We start from the raw sequence: 25,359 nt of genomic DNA, 5'->3' as shown, positions 1-25,359 counted from the left end.
TAAATCCGGATGGAAATGAGAAGTAACACATTGTTCACTTCCAATGACCGTGACTCAAGATCTTTAGCTGGTGGCGCGGTGCAGCGTCGCCAGAAAGCCTGCCGCACCGACGAACAAACCGGCAAAAGTGCGGTTCATGCGCCGCTGTTGCGTAGGCGTGCGCAGCAAGCGCAGGACTTTCGAAGCCAGACCGGTGTAGCCGGCCATGACGATAAGGTCGACACAAATCATGGTCACACCCAGGGTCAGGTACTGGCTCACCAGCGGTGCACTCGGGTCGACGAACTGCGGCAGGACCGCAAGCATGAATACCAGCGCCTTGGGGTTGCTGACGTTCACCAGAAATCCTCTGAAGATCAGCGCCAGCGGCTTGCCAATGGGGCGCACGGCAGCGTTATCGCTGAGGTCCGCCGGCAATGCACGCCATTGTTTGACCGCGAGGTAAACCAGGTAAGCCACGCCAAACCATTTGATCGCATAGAAAGCGGTGGACGAGGCGGCGAGCACTGCGCCAACACCGGCGGCAATAATCGCAATCTGCAATGCCAGACCCAGTTGCAGGCCCAGGGCGTTCCAGTAACCGCGCCAGAAACCGTATTGCAGGCCACACGACATCGAAGCAATAGCACCCGCACCGGGCGACAGGCTGATGACCCAGCAAGCAGCGAAAAAGGCCAACCACGTTTCCAACGACATCCCACACCTCGGACAAATGCTGTAACAAGTCCTTAAGCTAATGCGCTGGCTGAAAATTGACCACTGATTTTTGTAGTTGGCCGCTACCTGTGGGAGCCGGCTTGCCGGCGATGCTCACGACACGGTCTGACCGGGCTGCTGCAGGGTGCTATCGCTGGCAAGCCAGCTCACACATCGGGCAGGGTCAAAGATCGCCTTCGCGCCAGCGCCGTACAGAGCGCTGGAAGAACAGGCTGTTGGGCACTTGCACCATGCTGCTGCCACTGCCGGATTCTGCAGGCTCGATCAGGGTGGTGTAGAGCAGGTTTATGGCCACGACCCGGCCTTTGACCCCTGGCTTGTCCAGGGTGTCGAGCAGTTCCACCACGTCGCCAATCCGAAACGGGCCCACGGTGAAGATCAACACCGCACACAGCAGGTTGGACAGCACGCTCCACATGGCGAAGAAGGCAATCGCCGCAACCGCGACAAAACCCGAGAGGGCCGTCCACAGCACCGTGGCCGAAACGCCGAGGCGCTCGAGAACGAAGATCAAGGCACTGCCCATGATGAACCAGCGCAAGCCGCCCCGCAGCGGCATCAGCAGCTGCGGCGGGAACGGATAACGCTCGCTCAGTCGGGTCAGGAACCGGGCCACGATGCGCTGCGAGAAGTACCCCGCCAGCAGGATCAGCAAGATCTGCAGGGCAAGCCACAGCGGTGCTATCAGCTCGGCGGGGACTGGCAAATGCAGGGCTTCCATCAGGACAGTGCTTCCAGCTCGGCCTGCAGGGTTTCCAGCAGCTCCAGGGCTTCCATCCAGCGCTCTTCGAGCTGACCTTCCAGCTGTTTGAGCTTGGCCTGATCGGCCAGCAACTCGCGCAACTCGTCTTTGCGCGCGGCTTCGTAGACGCCGCTGTCGCCCAGACTGGCTTCAATTTTGGCCAGCTTTTCATTGACCTTGCCCAGTTCGCTTTCAAGCTTGTCAGCTTCGCGCTTGTGCGGTGCCAACTGCTGACGCAGCGCTGCAGCAGCCTGACGCTGAGCCTTTTTATCGGTCTTGTCAGGATTGACCGGCGTGTTGCTGGCCGGCGCGTTGCGCAAGCGATAATCAGCCAGCCAGCGGGCGTAGTCTTCGAGGTCGCCGTCGAATTCCTGCACCTTGCCGTCTGCCACCAGCAGGAACTCATCCGTGGTGCTTTTGAGCAAATGCCGATCGTGGGACACCACCAGTACCGCACCGCTGAACTCTTGCAGAGCCATGGTCAGCGCCAGACGCATTTCGAGGTCAAGGTGGTTGGTGGGTTCGTCGAGCAGCAGCAGGTTCGGACGGCCCCAGGCGATCAGCGCGAGGGCCAGACGGGCTTTTTCGCCACCCGAAAAATTCAGTACCGGCTCGTCGATGCGTGCACCACGGAAGTCAAAACCGCCCAGGAAGTCGCGCAGGGTTTGCTCGCGCTCGGCCGGCGCCAGACGCTGCATGTGCAACAACGGGCTGGCTTTTGAGTCCAGCGAGTCGAGCTGATGCTGGGCAAAATAGCCGACAACCAGGTTCTCGCCTCGGGCCAGACGGCCCGACAACGGCTCCAGCTCACCTGCGAGGTTTTTGATCAAGGTCGATTTACCGGCGCCGTTGGGGCCGAGCAAACCGATACGGGCGCCCGGGACCAACTGCAGCTTGACCTTCTCCAGGATGGTTTTGTCGCCATAGCCCAAACGGGCATCGGACAAATCCAGCAGCGGGCTGGACAGTTTGACCGCCTCGCGGAACACGAAATCGAACGGCGAGTCGACATGGGCCGCGCTCAGCTCTTCCATGCGTTCCAGGGCTTTGATCCGGCTCTGGGCCTGACGTGCCTTGGTGGCCTGGGCCTTGAAGCGGGCAATGTAGCTTTCCATGTGCGCACGTTGCGCCTGCTGCTTCTCGTAGGCCTGTTGCTGCTGGGCCAGACGCTCGGCACGGGCGCGTTCGAAGGCGCTGTAACCACCGCGGTAAAGGGTGATTTTGCGCTGGTCAACGTGGGCGATGTTGTCGACCACGGCATCGAGGAAGTCCCGATCGTGGGAGATCAGCAGCAAGGTGCCCGGATAATTCTTGAGGAAGTCTTCGAGCCACAGGATGGCGTCGAGGTCCAAGTGGTTGGTCGGCTCATCGAGCAGCAACAAGTCGGACGGGCACATCAAGGCCTGCGCCAGGTTCAGGCGCATCCGCCAGCCACCGGAGAAATCGGCTACCGGCCGATCCATCTGTTCGTTGGTGAAGCCCAGCCCGGCGAGCATTTTGCGGGCGCGGGCATCGGCGGTGTAGCCGTCCGCGCTGTCCAGCTCGGCATGCAGGCGCGCCTGTGCGGCGCCATCCTCGTCGGCTTCGGCCTTGGCCAGATCGGCCTGCACCTGGCGCAGGCGCAAGTCGCCATCGAGCACGTAATCGATCGCGATGCGGTCGAGGGTGTCGATTTCTTGCCGCATGTGGGCAATCCGCCAGTCGGCCGGCAGCAGACAATCCCCGGAATCAGGCGTCAACTCACCCAGCAACAAGGCGAACAAAGTGGATTTACCGGCGCCGTTGGCGCCGACCAGACCGGCTTTGTGGCCGGCGTGCAGGGTCAGCTCGGCGTCTTCTAGCAGACGTTGCGGGCCACGCTGTAAAGTCAGGTTCTGAAGTCGGATCATAATGGCGGCGGAGTCTACCAGCTTCCCTCTCAACTGGCGCGAATTGCACTATGCAGAATGACCTGTGGAATTACTGTTTGAACCTCTATGCCCGGCCCGGGGTAGAGCAAGCGTGTCTGAGCCTGCAAGCGCAGGGCCTGGATGTGTGCCTGTTGCTCTGTGCGGCCTGGTTGCAAGAGCGCGGGGTGAATTGCAGCGAAGCGCGCCTTGAACATTTAAAAGTCTGCGCCGGGCCATGGCAACGCGAAGTGGTGCAACCGTTACGCCAGCTGCGGATCCGGTGGCGCGATGCGGCCGCACAGGATGATTCGCTGAGCGCGCTACGCATGCAAGTCAAGGCTTTGGAGCTGGAGGCTGAGCGTACGTTATTGCAACGCCTGGAGGCGGCGACACAAGGCTGGTCGTCAACCCGGTCCGGGGACAATTGCGACTGGTTGAACAAGATGGCGAGCAGTGCCAGCCATCCTGATTGCGACGCGCTGCACAGGCTGCGCGCCGCAATCAAACGCGCTTAGGAAGCGCTGGAGGGGGTTGTAGCCGGGGTTGCTGCAGGTGCCGGAGTTGGCGCCGGCGCAGTGGCCACTGGTGCCGCAGCGGGGGTTGTAGCCGGTTTGGCAGCAGTGGCGGCCGGCTTGGCTGCCACAGGCTTTTTAACAGCCGGTTTGGCTGGTGCCTTGGCGGCTGGTTTAACCACAGGCTTGGCCGGCGCTTTGGCGGCTGCGGCAGGCTTGGCGGCAGCAGGTTTGGCGGCGGGCTTGGCCGCTACGGCAGGCTTGGCTGCTGGTTTGGCCGCAGGCTTGGCGGCAGCGGTTTTGACCGCAGGTTTGGCCGCGACTTTGGCAGGGGCTTTAGCCGGTGCTTTGGCCGCAACCGCTTTGGTCGCTGCCGGCTTGGCCGCAGGTTTTGCAGCAGCTGTTTTGGCGGCTGCTGGCTTGGCGGCAGGGGCTTTGGCTGCTACCGGCCTGGCCGCAGGTTTCGCTGCCGGCTTTTGTGCAGGCGCTTTGGCGGCAGGTTTGGCGGCTGCTTTGACCGGGGCCTTCGCGGAGGATTTAGCGGAGGCTTTTGCTGCCGATTTTTTGCTCGACGCTGCAGGCTTGGCATCGCGAGTCGACAGGGCTTTGCTTACTGCCTCTTTGACCCGGCCAATGCCCTGGGCCAGTTTCAGGCTTTCCTGGGCATCGCGTTTGAGCTGCAAAATGTAGGTACGGGTTTCGGTCTGACGATCCTTGAGTGTATCGAGCAGATGCTCGAGCTCTTTAACCCCAGCCTTGGCTTTGGACTGCGCCTTGGACTTGCCTGCGTTAGCAGCGTCCTGCAGTTTTTCACGCGCCTTGTGCAGTTTTTCCTGAGCTTTGCCGCGCTGTTTTTCAAGCTTGGCGAGCAGTTTCTCAGCATCAGCCAACGCTTGAGAACAAGCGTTTTCCAAATGCTCAAGCAGACTGCCTGAGAGCTGTTGGAGCAGGTGCAACGGCGTATTAACAGGCTTCTTGTTGGCCGACATGGTTTACCTCCTGGCTGAAGTGAGTGCGGCTCATACTAGACCTCTGTAGTAAGCGCCGCTAGGGCATGTTGACACTAACGATAGCTGTGGGTTGCATGGCACTGAGAAACTTGTGCCAGATCAATCTTTAAGCTGCGCCCCGAGTAATTTTGTCGGGTGGCCAAGCGTTTTTAAACCCCGAATAAAATCCGGAGTGCGCGCGTCAGCGCTGGCATAATCCCCCGCACTTCAGGCCGGAGAGTGCCCATGCCGCGTTACCTATTCTTGACGTTGTTGTGCCTTGCCCCTTTGACCCATGCGGCCACAACGCCAGGCTCCGATGCTGCCCATGACCTCGCTTACAGCATGGGCGCAAGCCTGGGTGAGCGTCTGCGTCAGGAAGTCCCCGAACTGCAACTGCAGGCGTTGATCGAAGGTCTGCGTACGGCTTACCAGGGCAAACCGCTGGCCTTGAGTGATGAGCGCATCGAGCAGATCCTCACCCTGCATCAGGCCCAGGCCGAAACCGCGTCAGCCCGCCCGCAGACTGAAATGGCACTCGGCGCCGAGCGTGACTTTTTGTTGAAGGAAAAACAGCAACCACAGGCACGGGAGCTGGCTGACGGCATCATCCTCACCGAGCTCAAGCACGGCACAGGAGCCAGACCCGGCGTACAGGATTCGGTGTTGGTGAACTATGTGGGGCGGCTACCGGACGGCACCATATTCGACCAGAGCACTCAGCCTCAGTGGTTTCGCCTGGACAGCGTTATCGCGGGCTGGCGCAGTGCGCTGGTGCAGATGCCGGTCGGCGCCAAGTGGCGGCTGGCAATACCTTCCAGCCAGGCTTACGGCACAGAGGGTGCGGGAGATCTGATCGCGCCCTACACGCCCCTGATATTTGAAGTCAAGTTGCTCGATATCAGAAAGTGAGCGGCCCATAACGAAAAATGGCGCGCCATGCGCACCATTTTCAACCCCGCCCCACCTAAGCCTCGATGGCTTGAACTTCTTCTTTTTGCTTGTGCGCGTTGTGCAGCACTTCAATCAGACAGTCTTCGAGTTCAAACCGCTCATGTAGCAGCTCTCCAAGCACCTGGAATTTCGCCGCCAGCTTTTCGCAGTCCGGACGGTGGTCCTTGCCATCGCATTGGTCGTTAAAATCCAGCGCGGCTTGTGTAATGGCTTCAAGTCTTGGGTAAATGGTACTGGCGACTTCAAGGCCTTTATCGTCTTCGAACGCTTTGGCTTCGTCGTTCAGCTGCTCATAAATTTCGAAATGGCCTGCCGAAACGTAATCTACCAATACCTGGCAAAACTCCTTTTGGGTTTTACGCTTGGGATTGGAAGACCTTTGCTCTACATCGACGGCATCGTAAGCCTTCACAAGTTCGCGGCGCTCATGCAACCAGTTATCAATTAGCTTGTGGACGCCATTAAAACGTTCCTGAGCACTCTGACATCTTTCTAGCATGACGGTCTCTCTTCCCTTGTGGGCCCACGCCGCCTGACTGTAGCCAGGCCTGTCTGAACCCAAATGTGCAAAGCGCACCGGTATTGGGCGGCATAATTCCAATAATGCGTGCGGGCCAGATTATGCCCGCACGGCAACTGCTTCAAGGTACCCACGAGAGAATGTTCATACAAGCGTTTAATACTTACTGCTACTCCGGGTCGCAGGCGCACGGGGTTTGCGATAGTAAATCGAGCTGACGACCTGAAAGCCGCCAGCGATACTCAAGCCGACAAAGGCCAGCAGGCTTAGCTCGGGAATGCTCAGATCAAGCACGGTCCAGCTGATGTGTGCGCATACATCGTTTCCCCGATAGATCATCGAGAATATTTCATTCAGGGACAGGTCGCGCCAGATACTGGCCAGATCGGGTTGGCAAAACATCAGCTGTTCGGGCACCAGACGTTGCATCAGCACCTGTCTCAGTGCGCTCGCAGCGCCACCCAGGGCCAGCAGCATGGACGCAATGGAATAGCCCCACATGCCCGCACGACGCGGGCCATGCACATAGCCCATCAGGTTGACCAGGCATATCCCCAGCAAAAAGCCGCGTTGTGCCTGGCATAACAGGCAGGGCTCGAGCCCCACCCCGTATTCCAGGAACAATGAAGCGCCCATGGTCAAAGCCGCGGCCAGAAACACTAAAAGAAAAATGAACCGTGAGCATGCCAGGGACATGGCTTTTCCGTAACAAAATAGACAGTCGATTACGGTAGATGAAAGCCATCAGCCCTTTCAAGGTCGCCCGCTAGGAACTGTCCGAAAGAACGTACGCAATTGCCAATAGATCAGGTAATCCTTACGAATGGGCTTCGTAAGACATGTCAGCCAGTGTCGCGCTATCTGACCTGCAACGTCCGGCTTGCGCCCATGCGCAAGCCGGACTGCGCCATTTACAGGCTGGTGGCCGTAGCCGGCAAAGGCAGCGCCAGCAAACGCTCATCCAGCAGATTCAAACCTTCCTGAAACAACTGGTTGCTGCGTGTCGTGTCGCCCAATTGCGCCAACAGTCGCGCCAGCTCGGCACAGGCTTCAGGGTTGCGCTCGATTTTCAGGCTGCTTTCAAGATAGTCCCGCGCCTTGCCCCACAGACTGTTTTGCAGACACAAACGACCCAGGGTGAGCAGTAAACTGGCGTCGCCGGGATGCGTCTTGAGCCAGCCTTCTGCAGTCTGCAACTGCTTCACTGGATCGCTGCCCCGCAGCAGGCCATAGAGGCGCACCAGATGGCTGTCGTAGTTGCGCTTGAGCGCTCCACGAAGGACTTCCTCGGCCTCGGCTTGCGCACCCAGACGGCGCAATTGCTCAGCGTATGCCAGCACCAGAGCGGGCTCCTGGCGCTGGGCTGAGGTGAGTTGTTGCCAGGCGCGCTGAAGCGATTGCAGCCCTGCTTCGCCTTCGGTTTCGCGCTGAGCCGCGAAGCTGAGATTCTTGCCCCAGGCACGACGCTCCAGTTCCGCCAGCTCACTGGCCGGCAGCACTTTGTCTTTGCGTAACTCGGGCAGTAACCGGATCAGTGCCGTCCAGTCACCACGCTGTTGATACAGGCGCTGCAACTGACGCAATACCTGAGCATTGTGCGGATGGCGCTCATGCATGGCCTGCAAGGTGGTCAACGCACCTTGGGTGTCAGCGCGATCCATCTGCAACTGGGCATGACTCAGCGCTATCGCCAGTTCGGCCTGGGGTTGACGCTCCAGAGCACGCTCAAGCAAGTTGTCGCTCTCTTCGTAGTGCCCCAGCTCGCTGGCTGCCCGTGCCGCCCCCAGGTAGTACAGCAAAGGCTGGCGCTCGGCTTCGGCGGCGCGTGTCAGGTGTTTCTGGGCACTGGCCCAGCGCCCTTCAGCGAGGTCAATTTGCCCATTCTCGATGGCAATCTGCGTGCGCCGGCTGCGGTTGCGCCGCGACCACGGATTGACCAGACCGGTCGACGCCGTGACCAGCTCGACCAGCAGCTTGATGCCCCAGACCAGCAACCACAGCACCACCAGCAGCGCCAAAGTGGCCCATAGGCTGGATTCGTAACGGAAGCTTTTGTAGGCGATTAATACGTAGCCCGAGTCTTCGGCGATTGCCAGGCCGATGCAGGCCGCAGCTGCAATCAACAAAAACACAATCACATAAAAGCGTCTCATGGGCTGGTCTCCTGCGCCGGGTTGGCAGCCGCCTTGCCCGGTTCATCAGCATTCACGTTGCGACGCTCAAGATAGGCCTGTACCGCACTCAAGGTGCCAGCAAGATCCGGGGTTTTCACCGTGACCGGTTGCTTGCTCAGCTCAATCACCTGTTCAAGGATTTTTTTGCTTTGCGTATTGTCCGGATTGAAGTTGCCCTTGAGCACTTCTTGCGCTTGCGCCAAAGCCTGGGCGTAGACCGCTGCCTGGCCGTTCAGGGCGGCCCACTGGGCCTGTTCCAGCGCCAGACTCAGGGCCAGGCGCACCTGCGTCAGGCTCTGACCTGCCAGCAGCGGCCGCACATTTTTATCGGCGTTGAAATCAATGCGGATGTAGTGCGAGATTTCATCCCACCATTGCGCCCAGCGGCTCGCACCATCGCCATCGGCCGTAAGGCCCAGCAGCGAGTCGCCAGCATCCTTGTATTGCGGAGCCAATGCATTGAGGTCTGCCACCTGATCGCGCAAGGCGCCCAGCTTCAGGAACAGCCCGGTACGGTCCGGCTGCTCAACGCTGCGCAATGCGGTCAAGCTTTTGGCCAGCTGTTCACGTGCGGCGAAAGAGCCGGGGTCATTCTGCTCGCGAAGAATGTCATCGGCGCCCTGCACCAGTGCCTGTGCGCTGCTGATGTCCTGCAATGCCGACAAGCGCAGGCTGGCCAGGCGCAGCAAGTGCTCGGCCTCGGCCAGACGCCAATCCTTGCGGCTGGCGCCCAGTACCGTCTCCAGGCGCTGATTGAGGCGCTGTTGATCGCCTTGCAACTGCACGACCAACTGGCGCTGGTTATCCAGCTCGCTGGCGGATGGCAGCTGGTTAAGGCGCGTCAGCAGGACTTGCTCGGTTTGCTTGATCGACAGTGTTTGTGCCGCCAGGGCCTGGACTTCGCCCAGTTGTTGTTCGGTGTTGGTTTGCAGGTGACGCACCTGCCACACCCCCCAACCGCCGACAGCCACACCGGCGGCACCCAGCAGCAGTGCAACCACGGCCAGGCCATTGCCCCGACGCTCCGGCGTCGTAACAGGCTTTTGAGCCAACGCTTCCGGCGCCGGCTGCACGTGTTCTTTTGGCACGACTGTATCGCTATCGCTCACGTATCCATCCTTTGCATTAGAAAGCGGGTACGGGATGCTCCCGTAGCGCCGCCAGCAAAGCCGTGGCACTTGCGCCACGACAATCCACAACGTTTTTCGCCCCTGCGCTGCGCGCTATCTCGGCAACCCGAGGGCTTGGAACAAACAACGGTAAACGTGCCAACCCGGGCCAGGCAAGGCCCGACAAGCGGTGTAAATGTTCAAAGCCCTGCCCACTGCTGACCACCAGACCGTTCAGGCGTTCCACTTTGACCCGCTCGGGCAGTACCTGCGCCGGGTATGACGGCAACTCTCGACGGTAAAGTTCAAGGTAGTCGACCCGGGCACCCAGACCTCGAAGGCGGTCAGCCAGCAGCTCTCTGCCGCCCTCGCCACGCAGGATAAGAACCCTGGGATCAGCACACCCGACTGCCTGGATAAACACCGGCAGCGCCAACAGGGCTTCGCTGTCGTCACCGCTTTGAGGGTAGCTAACATCAAGGCCGTGGTCGGTGAGAATCTGCGCCGTGGCGGCACCGACGCTGAACCACTTTTGAGCGGGCGCTTGCCGCCAGTACTGCTTGACCAGCGCAACGCCAAGGCGGGCCGCCGGCTTGCTGACCACAATCACCGCGCAATAGCGGTCAATATTGGCAATCAGCTCCAACTGCTCATCAGTCAGCGCCAGCGGATGGATTGCCAGCAAGGGCAAGCTGCTGCTGAAAACCCCGGCGGCGGCCAGCTCGCTCGCCAAAACCGCCGACTCGTCAGCGGGCCGGGTCAGTAACAAGCGCCAGCCTGTCACTCGTGCCCTGCCTCACCGTAGACCGCCTGCAGAATGGCACCCGCTCCTTGAGCCAGCAGATCTTCAGCCACCTGTACCCCAAGCTCCGTAGCGGCACTTTGCGGGCCACGCGCCTCGGCGCTCAGGAGCAGTCCTCCGCCAGGGTCGCCCACCAGACCCCGAAGCCAGACTTGCTCACCTTCGAGCACCGCATAGCACGCAATCGGGACCTGACAGCCACCGTTCAAATGCTTGTTCAGCGAGCGCTCGGCAGTGACCCGCACAGCCGTGTCGGCATGGTGCAGCGGCGCCAGCAAGGCGTGAATTTCAGGGTCGCTGCTGCGGCACTCAATACCGACCGCGCCCTGCCCACCTGCCGGCAGACTGTGCTCAATGCTGATTGGCGAAGTGATGCGATCTTCAAAGCCCAAACGAATCAGGCCCGCAGCAGCAAGGATGATGGCGTCATATTCACCCGCATCCAGCTTGGCCAGACGGGTATTGACGTTACCGCGCAGGAAGCGGATTTCGAGGTCGGGGCGACGGGTTAAAAGCTGGGCCTGGCGGCGCAGGCTCGAGGTGCCGACAACACTGCCCTGGGGCAAATCGTCGAGGCTGGCGAAGGTATTGGAGACAAAGGCATCGCGCGGGTCTTCGCGCTCACAAATGCAAAACAGGCCCAGACCTTCAGGGAAGTCCATGGGCACGTCTTTCATCGAGTGCACTGCGATGTCGGCTTCGTTTTCGAGCAAAGCCGTTTCAAGCTCCTTGACGAACAGACCCTTGCCGCCGATTTTCGACAGTGGCGAGTCCAGCAGCTTGTCGCCACGGCTGACCATGGGCACCAGCGTCACCACAAGAGCCGGGTGAGCCTGCTCCAAACGGGCTTTGACGTATTCGGCCTGCCACAGAGCCAGGGCGCTTTTACGGGTAGCGATGCGGATTTCGCGAGAGGACATGGATCAATCCGTACTGAAAAGATACGGCTGATAATAACAGCTCAGCCAAAACAGCTTTGACTTGTATCAGAAGTACCCGGCCTCCCTGGCCCAAAACCCGGCCCCGCTCCTGTTGGCGCGGGTTAGAGTTGCTGCATCATTTTGCGAACACCCGCGACATGCCGGCGGCTGACAATCAGCGCATCGCCATTCAAGCCCCTGAGAAACAGCTGGAAGTGACCCAGCGGCGTTCGCTGCAGACGCTCGATCCGGTCACGGGCGACCAACGCATTACGGTGGATCCGTACGAAGCGCTGACCAAACTCGTCCTCAAGGGCTTTGAGTGGTTCGTCGAGCAGGACTTCGCCGCCTTCGTGGCGCAAGGTCACGTATTTATGGTCAGCAATAAAGTAAATCACCTGGTCGATAGGAATCAGCTCAATCCCTTTACGGGTTCTGGCACTGATGTGACTGCGTGGGCCACTGCCGGTTTGCGCGGCAGGACGGGTGAGGGCCGCCAGTTGAACCCGGTTGGGCCGGTGCGCCTCTTTCAATGCAGCACCCAGGGCTTCGGCGGTTGCCGGCTTGAGCACGTAGCTGACACCGCTCTCTTGCAGGGCCTGCAGGGAAAATTCGTCAGGGGCCACGGAAAAGACAACCGAGGGCGGTAATTCGCGCTCACATAATTTGGCTGCAACCTGCAGCCCATCGAGCCCCGGCAGGCGGATATCAAGTAACACGACATCCGGCTTGAGGTTTTCGATCAGGCTCAATGCCTCTTCGCCATGAGAGGCGCCAGGCTCCAGCAACGTGTAACCCCCGAGCGTACGGAGCACATCGCTCAAGTGCTCGCGGGCCAGAGGTTCGTCATCAACGATCAGGACATTCATATAGCGCTGTATTCCTGCGTGAGTCTCGCACAAGGATAGCGTAGACAGGTGATGTGACGGCTGTCACGGCGATCCACGCTAAGACTAGCGAAAAGGCCAAAAAGTGCCGCAAACCTCGCAGCAAAAAATCACCTGCATCTGTTGCTCGATTTAATACCGGATGCGTCTGGCATTCTACAAAGACATGCAATGACTCATCCATACGAGCAACTGTAGACGGTTGCCAAGACGAAAGTACTCAATCAATACATTTCGTTCCGGTATTTGTTTATACCTTACTTCCCCTGAAACCTGCCGACCTGGGTCAACGCCACGATTGGCAACCCTGTTATGATCTGCAGTAACTTTCTGTGTAACTCCCCTCAGCCGATTACGAGCGAATCCATGAGCACCGACAAGACCAATCAGTCCTGGGGCGGCCGCTTCAGTGAACCCGTCGACGCCTTCGTTGCGCGCTTCACTGCCTCCGTCACTTTCGACCAGCGCCTTTATCGTCACGACATCATGGGCTCCGTGGCCCACGCCACTATGCTGGCCAAGGTCGGCGTGCTGACTGATGCCGAGCGTGACAGCATCATCGAAGGCCTGAAAACCATCCAGAGCGAAATCGAAGCCGGCACCTTTGACTGGCGCATCGATCTGGAAGACGTGCACATGAACATCGAAGCGCGTCTGACCGACCGCATCGGCGTAACCGGCAAGAAACTGCACACCGGACGTAGCCGCAACGACCAGGTCGCCACCGACATCCGCTTGTGGCTGCGCGACGAGATTGACCTGATCCTGTCTGAAATCACACGTCTGCAAAAAGGTCTGCTGGAGCAGGCCGAGCGCGAAGCCGAGACCATCATGCCCGGCTTCACTCACCTGCAAACCGCACAGCCGGTGACATTCGGTCACCACATGCTGGCATGGTTCGAGATGCTCAGCCGCGACTACGAACGTCTGGTCGACTGCCGCAAACGCACCAACCGCATGCCGCTGGGCAGCGCGGCACTGGCCGGTACCACCTACCCGATCGACCGCGAATTCACTGCTCAGTTGCTCGGCTTTGATTCCGTGGGCGGTAACTCGCTGGACAACGTGTCCGATCGCGATTTCGCCATCGAGTTCTGCGCTGCGGCCAGCATTGCAATGATGCACCTGTCACGCTTCTCCGAAGAGCTGGTGCTATGGACCAGCGCCCAGTTCCAGTTCATTGATCTGCCAGACCGCTTCTGCACCGGCAGTTCGATCATGCCGCAAAAGAAAAACCCGGACGTACCGGAACTGGTTCGTGGCAAAAGCGGCCGTGTCTTCGGCGCTCTGATGGGCCTGCTGACCCTGATGAAAGGCCAGCCACTGGCCTACAACAAGGACAACCAGGAAGACAAGGAACCGCTGTTCGACGCGGCTGACACCTTGCGCGACTCGTTGCGTGCGTTTGCAGACATGATCCCTGCGATCAAGCCCAAGCACGCGATCATGCGTGAAGCGGCATTGCGCGGCTTCTCGACCGCCACTGACCTGGCCGACTATCTGGTTCGCCGTGGCCTGCCGTTCCGCGACTGCCACGAAATCGTCGGCCACGCCGTGAAGTACGGCGTGGAGACCGGCAAGGATCTGGCTGAAATGAGCCTCGAAGAACTGCGCCAGTTCAGCGATCAGATCGAAGACGACGTCTTTGCCGTACTGACCCTGGAAGGCTCGGTCAATGCCCGCGACCACATCGGCGGCACTGCACCTGCACAGGTCAAGGCTGCGGTTGTTCGTGGCAAGGCACTGCTGGCCACTCGCTAACGCTATAACCGCTGCTGCAGGCAGCGGCTACACGGTTTTGCGGGTTATAAAAAACGGGCGCCATTTGAGCGCCCGTTTTTTATTGCCCTGCAAATCCCGGCAGGGTTATTTCTTGCTGCTGATCCAGGCCAGAAATTGCGGCATGGCCGCTTCCTTGTCGGCCACAATTCGCTGCACGTGGGGGTTGCGCTGCAGACGCTCCAGCAGTGCCCGGGCTGCCGGATGCTCTGCCAGCAGGTCCAGGCCGAACACCTTATGGCCAACAGCACAGGCCAGATCGACGCTGAACACAAAGTAAATGTCCGCCAGACTCAGCGTGTCACCTGCCACATAAGGCGCGAACTTGCCGTGTCGACCGAGAGCAGCGATGCCCTCCAGCAACTCGACCCGGGCTTTGTCCCTGATCGCCTCGGGCACTTGCATGCCAAAGAAGGCTTCTCCATAACAGGCGCGCGCCGGCAATTCGATGTACAACTCGATTTCCTTGGTCAGCGCCAACACCTGGGCACGCTCAAACGGATCGGACGGCAGCAGTTTTTCCCCCTGCTGGGTCTGTTCCAGGTATTCAAGAATTACACTGGTTTCGTTGATGAAGCCCTGATCGACGCCCAGCACCGGGACCTTGCCACGCGGACTGATCGCAAGTGCCTGCGGGGTCTGTCCGGCAAAAAACGGGACTTCTTCGAATGGGACGCCCTTCTCCAGCAACGCCAGCTTGACCATGTTGTAGTAGTTGCTGACTGCGAATCCATAAAGCTTGATCATTACAAAGCCTCCAGGCCGTATCGGGGTTGGCAGCCGTTGTTATAGAACTTCGCCGCTACACTGGCTAGCAGCATCAGCCACGTGAATACAGTTAGACTGCCCGCCTTTACTTGAGGAGCCTGCCCATGAGCGAGCCAGTTGATATCGATAACGACGAAGAAGAGTTCGCCGAATCCACACTGATCCAGGCGATTGAAAACCAGATCGAAAGCGACAACCCGCCTGCAGCCAAAGCCACGTTCAACAAGTTGACGCTGGTGGGCTACGAACGCGAAGAAATCCTGCAGATGATGGCCCACGTGCTGGCCGTAGAGATTGACGCGATCCTCGAAGAAGATCGCGCCTTCAACACCGAGTGGTACGAAGCAGCCCTGCGTGCACTGCCGACCCTGCCACCCGAGAAAAACTGAGTCGCGGCTCAGGGCCCAATGGCGGGGGCTCGCTGCCAGTCCAGTTCACTGGCAGGCATCGGGCGCCCAAACCAGTAGCCCTGGCCCAGATCACATTTCAAGTCGAGCAGGAACTTCGCCTGCGCGGCTTGCTCGATACCCTCGGCATGTACTTGCAGGCCCATGCTTTGCGACAACGCGATGACCGCCCGGACAATGGCCACATCGTCATTGTCATCCGGCAGCCCCGCGACAAACCCCTGATCGATCTTGAGTTTCTGCACAGGCAATTGCTTGAGCCGCAGCAGTGATGAAAAACCCGTTCCAAAATCATCGATGGCCAGTCTCAAACCCAGCTTGCGCAAACGGTGCATCTGCTCAAGGGCCCCCTGGGAGTCCTCCATCACGGCACTTTCAGTGACTTCCAGCTCCAATAGCGCCGGGTCCAGACCGGTATCGGCCAGCACCGTGGAGACCAGGTTGTACAGCTCGGGACGGGCAAACAACCGGCTGGAAATATTGACCGCGACAAACGACAACTCTACCCCGGCAGATTGCCACTGACACATCTGCCAACAGGCCTGTTCCAATACCCAGGCGTCGATTTCGGCAATCAGCCCGGTACGTTCGGCAATGGGAATAAATTCCCCCGGCGCCACCAGCCCGCGCAGTGGATGTTGCCAGCGCACCAGTGCTTCGACGCCGATCAGTCGACTGTTCTGCAGGTCGTGAACCGGCTGGTAGTACACACGCAGCTCTTGCTGCTCCAGAGCCCGGCGCAGATCGCTGGCCACCTCGATCCGGTACTGCGCATGGACGGTCAACTCTTCGGTGTACAGGGCGTAGCCTTCGCGGCCCGATTTTTTGGCCTTGAACAGGGCCGAGTCGGCGTTGCGCAGCAGTTGTTCAGCGTTCACTGCATCATTGGGAAACACACTGATGCCAACACTGGCACTGACAAACAACTGATGTTTATCGATCTCGAACGCGCCCTTCATCAGCTCCAGCACCTGCTGTGCCAGTGCGGCAGCCTGAGTCACCTGGGGACAACTTTCGACCAGCACGGCAAACTCGTCACCGCCCAGTCTGGCCACGGTGAAACCTTTGCCAAACACGCTCTGCAAACGCTCGGCAACAGCCTTGAGCAACAGGTCGCCGACGTTATGGCCGAGGCTGTCATTGATGATTTTGAAATGATCGAGATCGATCATCAGCAACGCACAGCCCGATGCGTGACGTTGTGCCGAGGCCAGCGCCTGTTCGGTACGATCGGTGAACAACAGTCGATTGGGCAGCTCTGTCAGTGGGTCGTGGTGCGCCAGCCGCGCCAGTTCGGTCTGGGATTTTTTAATCGCCGAGATATCGGTAAAGACCGCGACGTAATGGGTGACTTGCCCCTTGGAATCGGTGAGCGCACGCACGATTTGCCACTGCGGGTAGATCTCGCCACTTTTGCGCCGGTTCCAGATCTCGCCTTGCCAGTCACCGTTTTCCTGCAATGACTTGAACACCGCCTGATAGAACTCGGGGCCATGGCGCCCCGACTTGAACATGCTGGGCCGCTGGCCCAGAACTTCTTGTGCCGGGTAGCCGGTGATTTCCACCAGTGCGCGATTCACATGCACAATCACGCCATTGCGGTCGCTTACCAGCACTCCTTCGCGGGTACAGTCAAACACCACTGCTGCTTGGCGCAGACGCTCTTGATCCTGCCGTTGACGCTTCAAGCTGACGCCCTGCCCCAGAAAACCGGACAGGCGGCCAAGGGCGATAAAAATCAGGAAGGTGCTTATAAATGCCCAAACGTAACCATTTATGAGCTGCCAATGGGCCAACTGCGCTGAATCATCGAAATAACTGTTCAATAAATGATCAGTTATTTGCAGCCATAAAACCGATAACAGCCCGTATGACAAGGCCGCGCGCAAGGCATCGCGATAAGAAACCGACATAAGAAAGTCAAAGTACCTACAAAAAAAGGGGGATTATAAAGTAAGAAACATCAAGGCACTCTTATCTGAAAGGGCGACTGGTTTTATCTGGCTGCATGGGGATAATGCGTGTTGCAGTTTTTTTTATCTTCCCGAGGGCCAAACAGCCTATGTGGTACAACGGTTTTCTCGACTTGTCAGCCTGGCAGCTGGTTGCAGTCACCCTGTTGATGACCCACGTGACCATTATCGGCGTCACGGTTTATCTACACCGCTATTCAGCGCACCGCTCCCTGGAGCTTAACGGTGGCCTGAAACACTTCTTCCGTTTCTGGCTGTGGCTGACCACGGCACAAAATACCCGCGAGTGGACAGCCATCCACCGTAAACACCATGCCAAGTGCGAAACCGCTGATGACCCCCATAGCCCGGTCATCAAAGGGTTATCGACCGTTTTGCGAAAAGGTGCAGAGCTATATCGCAAAGAGGCGCAGAACCCCGAGACGTTGCGTATTTACGGCAAAAACTGCCCTGAAGACTGGATTGAGCGCAATCTTTACTCGCGCTACAAAATGCTGGGTGTCAGTTTGATGCTGGTCATCGACCTGCTGCTGTTCGGTGCCATCGGCCTGACAATCTGGGCCATCCAGATGATGTGGATCCCGGTATGGGCAGCGGGCGTGGTCAACGGCCTGGGCCATGCAGTGGGCTATCGCAACTTTGAATGCCGCGATGCCGCGACCAATCTGGTGCCATGGGGCATCATCATTGGCGGCGAAGAACTGCACAACAACCACCATACCTACCCCAACTCGGCCAAGATGTCGGTCAAGAAGTGGGAATTTGACCTGGGCTGGGCCTGGATCAAAGTCTTCAGCTTTTTGCGTCTGGCCAAGGTTCAGCGTGTTGCTCCGATCGCCCACCGGGTTGAAGGCAAGGGCAGTCTGGACATGGACACCGCGATGGCGATCCTCAACAACCGTTTCCAGATCATGGCCCAGTACCGCAAGCTGGTGATCGCGCCGCTGGTGCAACAAGAACTGGCCAAGGTTGATCATTCGGTTCGCCACCAGTTCCGCCGCGCCAAGCGCCTGCTGTCGCGCGAAACCAGCCTGCTGGAAGAACGCCATCACCAGCGTATCGAAACCATGCTCGAGCACAGCCACTCGCTTAAAGTGATCTACGAGAAGCGTCTGGCCCTGCAACAGATCTGGCTCAAAACCAGCACCAATGGTCACGACATGCTGGCGGCGATCAAGGAATGGGTACATGAGGCAGAAGCCAGCGGAATTCAGTCGCTGCGCGAGTTTGCCCATCAGCTGAAAACCTACTCGCTGCGCCCTGCAGCGGTGTAAAGGCTACACAGCTCCCGCATGTCCCTGTGTGGGAGCTGGGTTGCAGCTCCCACAAGGGGTTCGATGACTCAGACGCAGCCCTCTGGCGCCTGGATCAGCCGCAACAACTCTGGCGTGCCGATTCTCAGCAAACGTGCCGTTTTGCAGTTGGCCAGTTCACTGATCTCCTCTTCAGTCGTCAGTTTCACCATCTGGCCCACAAGGTTCATTACCAGCGCCTCACGGGAATAGACCCCTCCGCCCAAGTGATAAATCGCCGCAATCAACTCTCGCAGTTCCAGCGGCAAGCGCCAGCGTGTGCGCAAGGCCGAGCCATAGGCTGCTCCGAATTCGGCCAGTGACTCGTCAATGACCCTGGTGTCGAGCGCACCACCGGCCAGCTGCCACTCCTGCAAGCAGCGCAACACCGCCAGGTCACCCAGGCGGTGCAGCAGCCCCGCGCAATAGCAGCGTTGATGATCAAGATTGAGCATCCGCGCCAGCGCGTAAGCATATCCGGCCGCACGCCGCGACACGGCCCACTGCTGTTCGGCGTAGTCCGAAAGACAAGGATCACTCAGTTGCCCACGCTGCTTGAGGGTCAGCCCCAGCACCAGATTCATGCTTCGACCCGGCCCCAGGCTCTGCAGCGCTTGTGACAGCGTCTGCGCCGGGCTCACAGGGTGCCGGGCCGCACTGTTGGCCGCGGCAATCAAGACGGCACTGATTTGCGGATCGGTCCGCACTTGTTGCTCAAGCAACGCGAGATCCGGTCCGACGGGGCCGATACTGTGTCTGACTGCCGCCTCTGCATCAATCATTAGCGGCGCACCATCGGATGTTGCACGGTGCTGCGCCAAAAAGCGTATCAGGGTCATGCCGGGCGCCAACCCCGGCACCCCACACAAGACTTCTTGCCCGGCACTCAGCAACAGACCTTGCAAGCGCCGGGTCAGCCCACTGATATCCAGCGGTTTCGTCAGGTAGGCCGTGGGGGCCAATGGCAAGACCTCGCGCACACTGGCAATGTCGCTGCGGTCGCTGAGCAAAATAAACGCCCGCACTGGACTGCTCCGGCGCTGGCGTACTGTGCGCAGCAAGTCCAGACCGCCCATTGCGGGCAGGTCTGCGTCGGCGATCACCAGGTCATAGGTTTTCTGGCTCAACAGGGTGAACGCCTGCCGACCTTCTTCACACACATCCAGCTGCACATCACAGCGCACACTCAGTACTACGTGTTTGAGCAAATCCCGGGTCCACGGATCAGACTCGGCAATCAGTACGCTCGGTACTGCCATTGAATCTACAACTGTCATGCATTTAGCTCCCGGCGTAAGGCCTGCACCTTAGTCAAAGGCAGCCGGTGGATACACCCGAATGAATCGCTCAAAGCAAAAAAAACCGCCGAAGCGGTTTTTTTTGTCTATCGAGTCACAACTTGCGAGTCAGGACTCAAGCCAGTTCAGCGAAGCACTCTTCGATGATGGCCAGGCCTTTGTCCAGCTGCTCGTCCGGCGAGGTCAGCGGCACCAGCACCCGCAGCACGTTGCCGTAAGGGCCGCACGACAGCAGGATCAGACCCTTGTCACGTGCCTTGGCAACGATTTGAGCCACGGCGGCTGCGTTTGGCTTATGCGAATCACCGCCTTCGAACAACTCGACGGCGATCATTGCGCCCAGCGCACGGACATCACCGATGACCGGGTGCTTCGCCTGAATGGCCTTCAGGCCGGTGACCAGACGCTCGCCAACTGCCTTGCAACGGTCCAGCAGGTGCTCTTCTTCAAACACTTCGAGCACTGCCAGCGCAGCCGCGCAAGCAATCGGGCTACCGGCGTAGGTGCCGCCCAGGCCGCCTGGAGCGATGGCGTCCATGTACTCGGTCTTGCCGCATACACCGGCCAGCGGGAAGCCGCCAGCGATGGATTTGGCGAATGTGGTCAGGTCGGCAGTAACGCCCATTTGTTCCATGGCGAAGAAAGTGCCGGTGCGGCCAGCACCGGTTTGCACTTCGTCCGCGATCAGCAGGATGCCGTGCTTGTCGCACAGTTCGCGCAGGCGGGCCATGAACGCTTTCGGAGCCACGTAGAAACCACCTTCGCCCTGTACCGGCTCGATGATGATTGCAGCGATATCTTTAGGCTCAGCGTCATTTTTGAAGATGCGTTCGATGCTGGCGATGGAATCGTCAACGCTGATGCCGTGCAGTTCACACGGGTAAAGGGCACGGAAGATACCGCCTGGCATCAGGCCCATGCCGGCCGAGTAAGGCACGACTTTACCGGTCAGGCCCAGGGTCATCATGGTGCGGCCGTGGTAAGCACCGGTAAAGGCGATCACACCGGCACGGCCAGTGGCAGCACGGGCAATTTTCACGGCGTTCTCGACCGCTTCGGAACCGGTGGTGACCAGCAGGGTTTTCTTGTCGAAATTGCCCGGCACCTTGGCGTTGATTTTTTCGCACAGCTCAACGTACGGCTCGTAAGCCAGTACCTGGAAGCAGGTGTGGGTCAGCTTGGTCAGTTGCTCTTGCACGGCGGCAATGATTTTCGGGTGCAGGTGACCGGTGTTGAGTACTGCGATACCGCCGGCGAAGTCGATGAACTCACGGCCTTCTACGTCAGTAACCGTGGCGTTCTTTGCCGACTCGGCGAAGATCGGGTGAATCTGGCCAACACCGCGCGGGACAGCGGCTTCACGGCGTTTCATCAGGGATGCGTTGGTCTTGTTGCTCATAGTGTCCTCATTCGCCGCGAATCAAACGGCGTGGTTCAAGGCTGACGCGCCAGGGAGACAGCAATGCCAGCATGCGATGATCGACTGGCATGGGGCTCCCGGCCACAGAAATTAACGATTTGAAACACAGAGGGGGCAGCGCTCTCGTGCCCCTCCTGCTGAACCACCCGCCGGGTTAGATGCCCAGGCAGAGATATTTGATTTCCAGATAGTCTTCGATGCCGTACTTGGAACCTTCACGGCCCAGGCCCGAGGCCTTGATGCCGCCGAACGGTGCGACTTCGTTGGAAATCAGCCCCGTGTTGACGCCAACCATGCCGTATTCCAGGGCTTCAGCCACACGGAACACACGGCTCAGGTCACGGGCATAGAAGTACGACGCCAGACCGAATTCGGTGTCGTTGGCCATCGCGATCACTTCGGCTTCGTCTTTGAAGCGGAACAGTGGCGCCAGCGGACCGAAGGTTTCTTCCTTGGCCACGGCTGCGTTTTTCGGCACGTTGATCAGAATGGTCGGCTCGAAGAAGCTGCCTTCCAGGCTGTTACCACCGCTCAACAGAGTGGCGCCTTTGCTCAGGGCATCGGCAATGTGCTCTTTGACCTTGGCTACGGCCTTGTCGTCGATCAGGGGGCCTGTGGTGGTGCCTTCGTCCAGACCGTTACCGATCTTCAGCTTGGCCACCGCCACTTTCAGTTTTTCGGCGAACGCGTCGTACACCGAGTCCTGAATGTACAGACGGTTGGCACAGACGCAGGTCTGGCCGTTGTTGCGGTACTTGGAAATGATCGCGCCTTCGACGGCCTTATCCAGATCCGCGTCGTCGAACACGATAAACGGCGCGTTGCCGCCCAGTTCCAGCGAAACTTTTTTGATGTCCTTGGCGCATTCAGCCATCAGTTGACGACCGATTTCGGTCGAACCGGTGAAGGACAACTTGCGCACGATCGGGTTGCTGGTCAGCTCGCCGCCGATGTCGCCAGCGCTGCCGGTAACTACGCTCAGCACGCCTTTGGGGATGCCGGCACGATGCGCCAGCTCAACCAGGGCCAGGGCCGAGAACGGGGTTTGCGAAGCAGGCTTGATGACCATGGTGCAGCCAGCGGCCAAAGCCGGGCCTGCTTTACGGGTGATCATCGCGGCCGGGAAGTTCCAGGGCGTGATTGCAGCCGTCACACCGATAGGCTGCTTGATCACGATCAGGCGCTTGTCCGGCTGGTGACCCGGGATCACGTCGCCATAAATGCGCTTGGCTTCTTCAGCGAACCACTCGATGAACGAGGCAGCGTAGACAATTTCGCCCTTGGCTTCGGCCAGTGGCTTGCCTTGCTCCAGAGTCATCAGGCGACCGAGGTCATCCTGATTTTCAATCAACAGTTCAAACCAGCGACGCAATTTGGTTGCACGCTCTTTGGCGGTCAGTGCGCGCCAGGCCGGCAAGGCCTTGTCGGCAGCTTCAATCGCGCGACGGGTTTCGGCTGCGCCCATTTTTGGCACGGTACCGATGATTTCACCGGTAGCCGGGTTGTTGACCTTGATCGTCTGACCACCGTCCGCATCCACCCAAGCACCATCGATGTAGGCTTGTTGGCGGAACAACTGTGCGTCTTTGAGCTGCATGTTGGCTTTCCTTAACAGCACCGCGCAGGCGCGGAGCGAATTATTGATAGTAGAAAGGCGCCATGGAAGGCTGCCGTCAGGAAGTCATTCACTGCCAAAGTATCTAAATAACGCACTAAATTTTAGCCGTGCGGTTCAGCACTCAGACAAGAGCGTTTGAAATCTCAAACGAATCCTAGGATCAATGGGGGTAAAGGACAATAGGATGTTCGAAAAAAAGAACAAGCGGCTGTCTATTACCCATTTTTCCCCCGGCATCCATTAATAGCCCAAAACGCGTCCGGAAACACCTGACGAATCAGCAGCATGGACGGACGCCACACAGATGAGTATTATGGCGCCCGCATTGCACCAGTAGCTCAGCTGGATAGAGTACTGCCCTCCGAAGGCAGTGGTCGTGGGTTCGAATCCCGCCTGGTGCACCATCTTCTTTCCCTTGTATTACAGGGGATAGCGCTACTGACAGAAACCTGTCCTGGTCCTGAAAGTCGTTTTTGCCAAAAATTTTCCACACTTGAACGTGCCGGGAATGGTGGAAATGGCAACCATCAGGAATCGCGGCGAGTATCAGTGGTAAGCGCAGATCCGTCGCAAGGGCTATCCAGCCCAACGCAAAACCTTCGAAACCAAATCCGACGACGCTCAAGCCTGAGCACGCATGATCGAAAGCCACCTTTCTGATTCAACTCCCGAATGTGCGCGTGCGAAAAACCGAGAACGAATAGAGCGGCAACATCGTCACGATGTCAGCGCTCGATTTGCCAAGCGCATCGTGTCGTTGGCCTGCTTCAGTTGAACTGATATCTACTTGCCATGTATCCCCAGACACTATGTCGGTCATAGGCCTGCTCCGGATAGGTGAGTAATGGCTCCATCAGCCCATTGGGTGTCGAACACTGCATGAAGCCGCGCCTGCGTGCTGATCACCTCCGTCGGTCTCAGCGCTTGGCTGAACGCGTGGATAGCCAGATCATTGGTTAACAGTTCCAATTGATGATAGGTGGGAGCAAGAAAAAACCACCACAACCAGCAAAAGCGCGCCGACCGGCAAACACCCCGCTGCCCATGCCACTCGAAATAGCCCCCATACCAGTCTTATGCCGCCTCCTGAATCAGTGAGTCGAGGCAAAATAACTGAAAATCAGATATAGCTTGATCAGCCGCACCTTGCCCGGATACGGCTATGAACAAGGCTACTTATCACAGGTGTTTAAATTCTTCTTTCAGCAACTCGGAAAACTTATCTTTTGCACGATGAAATTCGACGTTTTTGTTCGATATGAAATAATTTTGCACAGGCAATAAATCTTCAAACATATATTCACTTATACTTCCGAACCGCCCGAACTGCTCAAACAAACCTTTCGGAACTAACGACACGCCTGCGCCGGAACTTACGCACCCCAGGATTGTGCCATAACTGGCTATGCTTGTTATGGGGATTGATACTTCATGCCTCTCCAGCCAACTTACCAACGCCTTCCTGTAAGGGCATCCTTCAGGCCACATGAATATATCAGTGCCACTCAAGTCCTGCGGCTCATTTATCCGCCCCGCAGCCGGAGAGGCGATCAAGACCAACTCCTCCTTGTAAATCTCAATGATTTCAAGATCCGGGTGCTCAGGCCTGACAGCGATGATTGCTCCATCCAGTTCATGGCTGACCACATCGTTTGATAATTGCGACCAATCCCCCGTACTAAACTGCATTTGTACAGAAGGATAGAGCTGATGGAACTTTGATAAAAGCTTGGGTAACCTGCCTGTGGCGGATGACTCTATAGCGCCAATTTTCAAGTTTCCCGACGGCGCTGCGGCGGGATCGAGGGCTCTTTTTGATTCCTCACTCAAAGACAGGATCTTGTTAACGTAGCCAAGAAACAACCGCCCGGAAGGGCTGATTACAAGCCCCCGGCCTTTCCTTATAAATAACGAGACCCCGAGTTCTCTTTCTAAATGCTTGATTCTGTTTGTGATGTTTGACGGAACACAGTGCAACAGTTCAGAGGCGCGGATAATGCTTCCTTGATCGGCCACTGTTTTGAACATCGCTAACTGAGACAACTCCATGTCATTGCTCACTTAAAGTGAATGATGGAATAACTATAAGTCACTTGTTGCAAGCATTCAACTCGTTTAATTTGTAGATGACGGTATGTACGGCTACATGACCGCAGCGTTTGGCGCCACGGCCTGGGTTGAAGACAAATATAAAATACGCGAATGTAACGAATTTTCAGAGTTTCTGTACAACACCGGCGTAGCAAAACATAAGGCAGCTTTGAGTTCAGACGAGCATAAATACTCAATCATGGAGGCGATGATGGTTTCTATCGCTTCAGAGATTTGGAATGGTCGAGAGTACAACTTCATTGCCCAATACATAGAGGACAAGTTACTCACCCTCAATCCTTCTCTGAAAACGAACACTCAGAGTTTGCGTAACGCTAAAGGATAGGTCATGGGACATTCTGGTGAAGTGGAAAACAAGCATGGCTTGCATGCTTTAGCTGCAGCACAAGCATATGCTCGAACGGCCGATATAACTTTCAAGTTGGGTCGACTGAAAGGAACTATGCTCAGTTACAATGAAAGAGCAGGAAACGCTTT

Annotated in this window: 23 protein-coding genes, 1 tRNA gene and 1 pseudogene; 7 read left to right on the top strand and 18 right to left on the bottom strand. The window is 58.0% G+C overall.

What is annotated here, in order from left to right:
• Positions 1-63: 63 nt before the first annotated feature.
• The 3 genes from EQV90_RS00205 to EQV90_RS00195 all read right to left on the bottom strand — a co-directional run bounded on the left by EQV90_RS00205 (position 64) and on the right by EQV90_RS00195 (position 3,348).
• A complete protein-coding gene (locus EQV90_RS00205) occupies positions 64-696 on the bottom strand; it encodes a LysE family transporter (protein WP_003438269.1) in 633 nt (210 codons plus the stop codon).
• A 184-nt stretch (positions 697-880) separates the two neighbouring features.
• Positions 881-1,438, bottom strand: a complete 558-nt coding sequence (locus EQV90_RS00200) for a mechanosensitive ion channel family protein (protein WP_003438267.1) — start codon at positions 1,436-1,438, stop codon at positions 881-883.
• The gene (locus EQV90_RS00195; RefSeq protein ID WP_003438265.1) at positions 1,438-3,348 is read right to left on the bottom strand and encodes an ATP-binding cassette domain-containing protein; all 1,911 of its coding nucleotides are present in this window, start codon (positions 3,346-3,348) and stop codon (positions 1,438-1,440) included. The genes EQV90_RS00200 and EQV90_RS00195 overlap by 1 nt, the downstream gene beginning before the upstream one ends.
• A 50-nt stretch (positions 3,349-3,398) precedes the next feature.
• Between EQV90_RS00195 and EQV90_RS00190 the strand changes: the two genes are divergently transcribed.
• Complete coding sequence (locus EQV90_RS00190; RefSeq protein WP_240877609.1) at positions 3,399-3,863, top strand: TIGR02444 family protein; 465 nt, start codon at positions 3,399-3,401, stop codon at positions 3,861-3,863.
• Here EQV90_RS00190 and EQV90_RS00185 read toward each other — a convergent pair.
• The gene (locus EQV90_RS00185; protein ID WP_160626409.1) at positions 3,860-4,849 is read right to left on the bottom strand and encodes an AlgP family protein; all 990 of its coding nucleotides are present in this window, start codon (positions 4,847-4,849) and stop codon (positions 3,860-3,862) included. The two genes, EQV90_RS00190 and EQV90_RS00185, sit on opposite strands and share 4 nt — an antisense overlap.
• 246 nt (positions 4,850-5,095) lie before the next feature.
• Between EQV90_RS00185 and EQV90_RS00180 the strand changes: the two genes are divergently transcribed.
• Positions 5,096-5,761, top strand: a complete 666-nt coding sequence (locus EQV90_RS00180; RefSeq protein ID WP_240877608.1) for an FKBP-type peptidyl-prolyl cis-trans isomerase — start codon at positions 5,096-5,098, stop codon at positions 5,759-5,761.
• A gap of 55 nt (positions 5,762-5,816) precedes the next feature.
• Here the strand turns inward: EQV90_RS00180 and EQV90_RS00175 are convergent, their stop codons facing one another.
• The 8 genes and pseudogenes from EQV90_RS00175 to EQV90_RS00140 all read right to left on the bottom strand — a co-directional run.
• The gene (locus EQV90_RS00175; RefSeq protein WP_003438254.1) at positions 5,817-6,302 is read right to left on the bottom strand and encodes an Rsd/AlgQ family anti-sigma factor; all 486 of its coding nucleotides are present in this window, start codon (positions 6,300-6,302) and stop codon (positions 5,817-5,819) included.
• 177 nt (positions 6,303-6,479) lie between these two features.
• Positions 6,480-7,019 (bottom strand): disulfide bond formation protein B, encoded by a 540-nt coding sequence (locus EQV90_RS00170; protein WP_240877607.1) that lies wholly within the window; start codon positions 7,017-7,019, stop codon positions 6,480-6,482.
• 215 nt (positions 7,020-7,234) lie between these two features.
• The gene (locus EQV90_RS00165) at positions 7,235-8,476 is read right to left on the bottom strand and encodes a heme biosynthesis protein HemY (protein WP_003438249.1); all 1,242 of its coding nucleotides are present in this window, start codon (positions 8,474-8,476) and stop codon (positions 7,235-7,237) included.
• The gene (locus EQV90_RS00160; protein WP_240877606.1) at positions 8,473-9,606 is read right to left on the bottom strand and encodes a uroporphyrinogen-III C-methyltransferase; all 1,134 of its coding nucleotides are present in this window, start codon (positions 9,604-9,606) and stop codon (positions 8,473-8,475) included. The genes EQV90_RS00165 and EQV90_RS00160 overlap by 4 nt, the downstream gene beginning before the upstream one ends.
• 16 nt (positions 9,607-9,622) lie before the next feature.
• Positions 9,623-10,390 carry a uroporphyrinogen-III synthase gene (locus tag EQV90_RS00155; protein ID WP_003438244.1) on the bottom strand — a complete coding sequence of 256 codons (768 nt, stop codon included), beginning with the start codon at positions 10,388-10,390 and terminating at the stop codon, positions 9,623-9,625.
• On the bottom strand, positions 10,387-11,328 hold the full coding sequence (gene hemC / locus EQV90_RS00150; protein WP_003438240.1) for a hydroxymethylbilane synthase: 942 nt from the start codon (positions 11,326-11,328) through the stop codon (positions 10,387-10,389). The genes EQV90_RS00155 and hemC overlap by 4 nt, the downstream gene beginning before the upstream one ends.
• 122 nt (positions 11,329-11,450) lie before the next feature.
• The gene (locus tag EQV90_RS00145; protein ID WP_003438237.1) at positions 11,451-12,197 is read right to left on the bottom strand and encodes a LytTR family DNA-binding domain-containing protein; all 747 of its coding nucleotides are present in this window, start codon (positions 12,195-12,197) and stop codon (positions 11,451-11,453) included.
• Positions 12,194-12,316 (bottom strand): annotated as a pseudogene (locus EQV90_RS00140) (sensor histidine kinase); the annotation flags it as partial. The gene EQV90_RS00145 and the pseudogene EQV90_RS00140, both read right to left, overlap by 4 nt.
• Positions 12,317-12,581: 265 nt before the next feature.
• Here EQV90_RS00140 and argH point away from each other — a divergent pair.
• Positions 12,582-13,976 carry an argininosuccinate lyase gene (gene argH, locus EQV90_RS00135; protein ID WP_003438234.1) on the top strand — a complete coding sequence of 465 codons (1,395 nt, stop codon included), beginning with the start codon at positions 12,582-12,584 and terminating at the stop codon, positions 13,974-13,976.
• Between the two features lie 105 nt (positions 13,977-14,081).
• Here argH and EQV90_RS00130 read toward each other — a convergent pair whose 3' ends face one another.
• The gene (locus EQV90_RS00130) at positions 14,082-14,741 is read right to left on the bottom strand and encodes a glutathione S-transferase (protein WP_003438231.1); all 660 of its coding nucleotides are present in this window, start codon (positions 14,739-14,741) and stop codon (positions 14,082-14,084) included.
• A 125-nt stretch (positions 14,742-14,866) separates the two neighbouring features.
• Here EQV90_RS00130 and EQV90_RS00125 point away from each other — a divergent pair, with 125 nt between their 5' ends.
• A complete protein-coding gene (locus EQV90_RS00125; protein ID WP_003438228.1) occupies positions 14,867-15,151 on the top strand; it encodes a hypothetical protein in 285 nt (94 codons plus the stop codon).
• Between the two features lie 8 nt (positions 15,152-15,159).
• On the opposite strand, the gene dibA is transcribed toward EQV90_RS00125, so the two are convergent.
• Positions 15,160-17,082: a phosphodiesterase DibA gene (gene dibA / locus EQV90_RS00120; protein WP_003438225.1), complete on the bottom strand. Its 1,923-nt coding sequence runs from the start codon at positions 17,080-17,082 to the stop codon at positions 15,160-15,162.
• Positions 17,083-17,231: 149 nt separating this feature from the next.
• On the opposite strand from dibA, the gene desA reads away from it, so the two are divergent.
• On the top strand, positions 17,232-18,416 hold the full coding sequence (gene desA / locus EQV90_RS00115; protein WP_240877704.1) for a delta-9 fatty acid desaturase DesA: 1,185 nt from the start codon (positions 17,232-17,234) through the stop codon (positions 18,414-18,416).
• Between the two features lie 68 nt (positions 18,417-18,484).
• Here desA and EQV90_RS00110 read toward each other — a convergent pair whose 3' ends face one another.
• From EQV90_RS00110 to gabD, 3 genes are all read right to left on the bottom strand, one after another.
• Entirely contained in the window at positions 18,485-19,711 is a 1,227-nt protein-coding gene (locus EQV90_RS00110; protein WP_127195656.1) for an HDOD domain-containing protein, read from the bottom strand.
• A gap of 136 nt (positions 19,712-19,847) precedes the next feature.
• Positions 19,848-21,131 (bottom strand): 4-aminobutyrate--2-oxoglutarate transaminase, encoded by a 1,284-nt coding sequence (gene gabT / locus EQV90_RS00105; protein WP_003438216.1) that lies wholly within the window; start codon positions 21,129-21,131, stop codon positions 19,848-19,850.
• Positions 21,132-21,306: 175 nt separating this feature from the next.
• Entirely contained in the window at positions 21,307-22,749 is a 1,443-nt protein-coding gene (gene gabD / locus EQV90_RS00100; protein ID WP_003438213.1) for an NADP-dependent succinate-semialdehyde dehydrogenase, read from the bottom strand.
• Between the two features lie 348 nt (positions 22,750-23,097).
• Between gabD and EQV90_RS00095 the strand changes: the two genes are divergently transcribed.
• A tRNA-Arg gene (locus EQV90_RS00095) sits at positions 23,098-23,174 on the top strand.
• A 775-nt stretch (positions 23,175-23,949) separates the two neighbouring features.
• Here EQV90_RS00095 and EQV90_RS00090 read toward each other — a convergent pair.
• Positions 23,950-24,819, bottom strand: a complete 870-nt coding sequence (locus tag EQV90_RS00090; protein ID WP_240877605.1) for a LysR family transcriptional regulator — start codon at positions 24,817-24,819, stop codon at positions 23,950-23,952.
• Positions 24,820-24,904: 85 nt separating this feature from the next.
• Here EQV90_RS00090 and EQV90_RS00085 point away from each other — a divergent pair, with 85 nt between their 5' ends.
• A complete protein-coding gene (locus EQV90_RS00085) occupies positions 24,905-25,207 on the top strand; it encodes a hypothetical protein (RefSeq protein WP_240877604.1) in 303 nt (100 codons plus the stop codon).
• Positions 25,208-25,359 lie beyond the last annotated feature (152 nt).

The organism is Pseudomonas sp. TMW22089 (assembly GCF_022496645.1).
Classification (GTDB): Bacteria; Pseudomonadota; Gammaproteobacteria; order Pseudomonadales; family Pseudomonadaceae; genus Aquipseudomonas; species Aquipseudomonas paraversuta.
Note: the sequence above shows the minus strand (reverse complement) of the source record. Positions and strands in the feature narration are given on the sequence as shown.